A 4,042-nucleotide genomic window follows, 5' to 3' on the forward strand; every position below is an offset into this window, starting at 1 on the left:
CGCGCGGGGGAGCCGGCACGCAGCGTGGCCGCCTGGCCCGGCCCCCACAGAATCAGGCGGACTACAGGCTCGCGTGAGCTCAAGTCGGCGCTGGTGCGGGCGTCGAGAAGCAAGGCGGCGATGCCCTCGTCGCGGTAGATGTGACGGCCGCCGAGGTCGGTCAGCGCCGCGGCCGTCTCGTCGGTGGACTCGGCGCCGTAGAGCCACGCGGCGAGCCACACCGCGGTGTTTTGCAGCGGGGAGTAGACGCCTGCTCGGATGTGCATGAGGGGCAATGGTAGCGCACCGTCGCGCGGTAGACTGTGCCGACTATGACACGTAACGACCCCTATGCAGCAGACATCCTCAACGGCCACGCCCGGCGGCGCAAGCCCGCATACCCTGAGGTCCCGGCCGAACCGGGCATCGTCGTCGAGGTCGGCGGCTCCGATTTCGTCGGCGCGGTCATCGCGTTCGAGCGCACCTACGACGGCGACTTCGTCAGGCTCGAAGACCGCCGCGGAACGCAGCGGCTGTTCAAGATGCTCCCCGGGGCGTTCGAGCTCGAGGGCCGCCGGGTCACGCTGACACGGGCCGTCGCCGCACGGCAGGCCCCGGCGGTGTCGAACTCGGGGTCGCGGCGCGTCGAAGGGGTGCGCGCGAAGGTCGCGACGCCGAGCCGCATCTGGGTCGAAGGCATCCACGACGCAGCGATCGTGGAAAAGGTGTGGGGCCACGACCTGCGTGTGGAGGGAGTAGTGGTGGAATACCTCGAGGGGCTCGATAACCTCGCGGCACGACTGGAGGAGTTTCAGCCCGGCCCGGGCAGGCGCATCGGCGTTCTCGCCGACCACCTTGTCGAGGGCAGCAAGGAGACCCGGCTCGTGGAGAACGTCGGGCCCGACGTCCTTGTCACCGGCCACCCCTACATCGACATCTGGGCCGCCGTGAAGCCCTTGAGCGTGCGCATTCGCCAGTGGCCGCAGGTGCCGTACGGCGAGGACTGGAAGCAGGGCGTGTGCCGCCGGCTCGGCTGGGGCGACACCTCGGAAGGGTGGCACCGCGTGTACTCAGCCGTGAACACGTACAAGGACTTGGACTACACGCTGATCGGGGCCGTCGAAAGGCTCGTTGACTTCGTCACCAACCCGCAGCTAAAAAAGTCGGACCTCTGACGCATGTAAGGTGGCGGGTGTGGGCCCAATCGTTTGGTTTATCGCAGCAGCAGTACTGGCTGGCCTCGAACTGGCCGCCGGTGAATTCACGTTCCTTATGCTCGCCGCGGGTGCGCTCACAGCAGCCGGTGTCTCGTTAGCGGGGATCCCCCTGTGGGCCGAAGTGGCGGTGTTCGTCGCGTCCTCGGCCGCGTTCTGGTTCTTCCTTCGCCCCTACCTGCACAAGCAGTTCCACAAACCAGGGGCCTACGACGACAGCCCGCGAGCCCTCGTCGGCGCCCGCGCCGAAGTGCTCGAGGACATCACCCCGCACGGTGGGCAGGTGCGTCTCGACGGCGGCATCTGGTCCGCCCGCTCGCTCGACCCGTACGAGACCATTCCGGCTGGAGCGCACGTTACCGTTTCGGATATCGACGGCCCCGTTGCGGTCGTCTGGAAGGAGCCCTAGTGGGCGCAATAGTTGCAGCCGTCATCATCATCTTGGTGGTGGCGATCCTGTTCAGTTCCATCAAGATGATCCAGCAAGGCGAGGCCGCGGTCATTGAGCGCCTTGGCCGCTACACCCGCACCGTCTCCGGCGGAGTGACCCTGCTCGTGCCGTTTATCGACCGCGTTCGCCAGCGCGTCGATACGCGCGAGCGCGTCGTGTCATTCCCGCCGCAGGCCGTGATCACGCAGGACAACCTGACGGTGGCCATCGACATCGTGGTCACTTTCCAAATCAACGACCCCGCCAAGGCGATCTACGGCGTGGACAACTACCTCGTCGGCGTGGAGCAGATCTCCGTCGCTACGCTTCGCGACGTCGTCGGCGGCATGACCCTGGAAGAAACCCTGACGTCGCGCGAAACCATCAACCGGCGACTGCGCGGCGAGCTCGACGCCGCGACCGCGAAGTGGGGCCTTCGCATCAGCCGCGTTGAGCTCAAGGCGATTGATCCGCCGCCGTCGATCCAGCAGTCCATGGAAATGCAGATGAAGGCGGACCGTGAAAAACGCGCGATGATTCTTACCGCGGAGGGTAAGCGCGAGTCCGACATCAAGACCGCCGAGGGTGAGAAGCAGGCCCGCATCCTTTCCGCAGAGGGCGAAAAGCACGCCGCCATTTTGTCCGCCGAGGCCGAGCGCCAGGCAATGATCCTGCGCGCCGAGGGCGACCGCGCCGCGAAGTTCCTCCCGGCTCAAGGTGAAGCCCGCGCCCTGCAAAAGGTCAACGCTGCCATCAAGTCCTCCGGCGTCACCCCCGAGCTGCTGGCGTACCAGTACCTTGAGAAGCTGCCGGAGATCGCGAACAACGAGGCCGCGACGATGTGGATGATCCCCTCGCAGCTCGGCGATTCGCTCGAGCAGTTTGCCAAGGCATTCGCCAAAAAGGACGACGACGGGGTCTTCCGCTACGAAACCACCAGCGTGGACCAGGAGACCAAGGACATGGCCGAGGTGGAGGACACCGACCGCTGGTTCGACACCTCCACCGACCCTGAGCTGGCCAAGGCACTTGCCGAGGCCCGCGCCGTGGCCAACAAGCACGTCGACGCCCCGGACCCGACGATGGATCGCCCCGAACTCGAGCGCGCCACCAACGCCGGCAGCGACCTCGTGACCCGCTCGCGCGCGCAGGAGCCCATCGCCGAGCCCGTCGTCAACCGCGCACCTGAACCCGTCGCGGAGCAGGATTCCTAATCCAGGTGGGCGGCGCGGCCGATCAGGTTGAACGCGAGCGCGACCCCGGCCTGCTCCGCCTGCCACCCGGCCGCCTGAAGCCGCTGGCTCATTGCCTGCTTGGAAATGCCCAGCGCCTCGGCGGCCTCGTTCTGGTTGAAGCCGCGACGCACTAACGCCGTCGCCTCCCGCCCCTCCAGCGTGCGCTTGAGCAAGACGTGCGCGATCAGCGCGAAGACAGCCGCAATATCCGCTGATGCGCTGCCGTCCGCTTCGGTGACGACGCCGACGCTTGCCGGCTTCCGCCCGGCGGCCTCGGTCGCGGCGTCGACGGCGCTACCTCGCACGGTGACCCCTAGCCCGATAGCCCAGTTGCCGTCGGAGAGCAGCGCCATGATGACGTTGACGGCGTCATCAGGGGTGTCCACGTGGGCGCGGATATCCTCCACGCCGACAACCTCGAACGCACCCACGCCGGGCAACGTAGACAGCGCCTCGGCCGAACGCTTCACAAGCTGGGCGCGACCTTTCTCTTTACCGCGGTAGCGGGCGTGGACGGCGATCATAACGGTCTAGTCTAACGCGTTTACTCGGCGCGTCGGCAGGGTGGCGTCAAGAAGCAATCCCGCGGTACCGACAACCGCCAGCACCGCCATGATGATGAGAACTACCGTGTTCGCCTCGCCAGTGAGCGCATCGCCGAACACCGCGACGATCACCGTGTTCGTCGCGGAGCCGACTAGCGTGGCCAGGGTGAACGCGCCAACCGGCACCCGCGAAAGCGCCGCTGCATAGTTCAAGATGGAAAACGGCACCACGGCGATCAGGCGCAAACTCGCGATGGCCAGCCACCCGCGCTGTTCGAGCCAGAGGTTGATCGACTTTATCGCGGGGTGGTTCAACCGGGCCTCCACGAAGTCGCGCAGCAGAAAGCGCACGATCAACAGCGAGATCGCCGCGGCCACCGTCGTGGCACTGAGCGCGATCACGATTCCCCACAGCGTGCCAAAGAGAACCCCGGCCGAGATCGTCATCACGGTGCGGGGGATGGGCAATTGCGTCACCACGACGTAGAGCACCCAAAAGAGAATCGGGAACCAGGCGCCGGTCTGGTCAGCCCAGGTGCGCAGGACGGCGAGCGAGGGGACGTCGAGAAGCACCCATGCGGTGGCAAAGAGGGCAGCGGCGACAGCGACGAGCGCAATCCGAGATCTGCTCATTGGGGG

General features: G+C 66.5%; 5 protein-coding genes and 1 pseudogene. 3 read left to right on the forward strand and 3 right to left on the reverse strand.

Annotated elements, in window-relative coordinates; all coding sequences use genetic code 11:
• Positions 1-266, reverse strand: a pseudogene (locus tag HMPREF0298_RS12440) (hypothetical protein); the annotation flags it as partial.
• A 45-nt stretch (positions 267-311) separates the two neighbouring features.
• Between HMPREF0298_RS12440 and HMPREF0298_RS06350 the strand changes: the two are divergent.
• From HMPREF0298_RS06350 to HMPREF0298_RS06360, 3 genes are read left to right on the forward strand one after another with little or no spacing between them, the layout of a single operon-like run.
• Positions 312-1,154 (forward strand): DUF3097 domain-containing protein, encoded by an 843-nt coding sequence (locus tag HMPREF0298_RS06350; protein ID WP_006840303.1) that lies wholly within the window; start codon positions 312-314, stop codon positions 1,152-1,154.
• 19 nt (positions 1,155-1,173) lie between these two features.
• Complete coding sequence (locus HMPREF0298_RS06355; protein ID WP_006840304.1) at positions 1,174-1,602, forward strand: NfeD family protein; 429 nt, start codon at positions 1,174-1,176, stop codon at positions 1,600-1,602.
• Positions 1,602-2,837, forward strand: coding sequence for an SPFH domain-containing protein (locus tag HMPREF0298_RS06360; protein WP_006840305.1), 1,236 nt, complete (start codon positions 1,602-1,604; stop codon positions 2,835-2,837). Before HMPREF0298_RS06355 ends, HMPREF0298_RS06360 begins: the two co-directional genes overlap by 1 nt.
• Here HMPREF0298_RS06360 and HMPREF0298_RS06365 read toward each other — a convergent pair.
• Together HMPREF0298_RS06365 and HMPREF0298_RS06370 are read right to left on the reverse strand one after the other, a co-directional pair.
• On the reverse strand, positions 2,834-3,382 hold the full coding sequence (locus HMPREF0298_RS06365; protein ID WP_006840306.1) for a hypothetical protein: 549 nt from the start codon (positions 3,380-3,382) through the stop codon (positions 2,834-2,836). The two genes, HMPREF0298_RS06360 and HMPREF0298_RS06365, sit on opposite strands and share 4 nt — an antisense overlap.
• Positions 3,383-3,388: 6 nt before the next feature.
• Positions 3,389-4,036, reverse strand: coding sequence for a TVP38/TMEM64 family protein (locus HMPREF0298_RS06370; RefSeq protein ID WP_006840307.1), 648 nt, complete (start codon positions 4,034-4,036; stop codon positions 3,389-3,391).
• Positions 4,037-4,042: the final 6 nt, after the last annotated feature.

Source organism: Corynebacterium lipophiloflavum DSM 44291 (assembly GCF_000159635.1).
Classification (GTDB): Bacteria; Actinomycetota; Actinomycetes; order Mycobacteriales; family Mycobacteriaceae; genus Corynebacterium; species Corynebacterium lipophiloflavum.

What these genes read in the sequence shown, in the direction of transcription:
- HMPREF0298_RS06350 (WP_006840303.1), top strand. Translation starts at nt 312, where the DNA reads ATGACACGTAACGACCCCTATGCAGCAGACATCCTCAACGGCCACGCC.
- HMPREF0298_RS06365 (WP_006840306.1), bottom strand. Translation starts at nt 3,382, where the DNA reads ATGATCGCCGTCCACGCCCGCTACCGCGGTAAAGAGAAAGGTCGCGCC.
- HMPREF0298_RS06370 (WP_006840307.1), bottom strand. Translation starts at nt 4,036, where the DNA reads ATGAGCAGATCTCGGATTGCGCTCGTCGCTGTCGCCGCTGCCCTCTTT.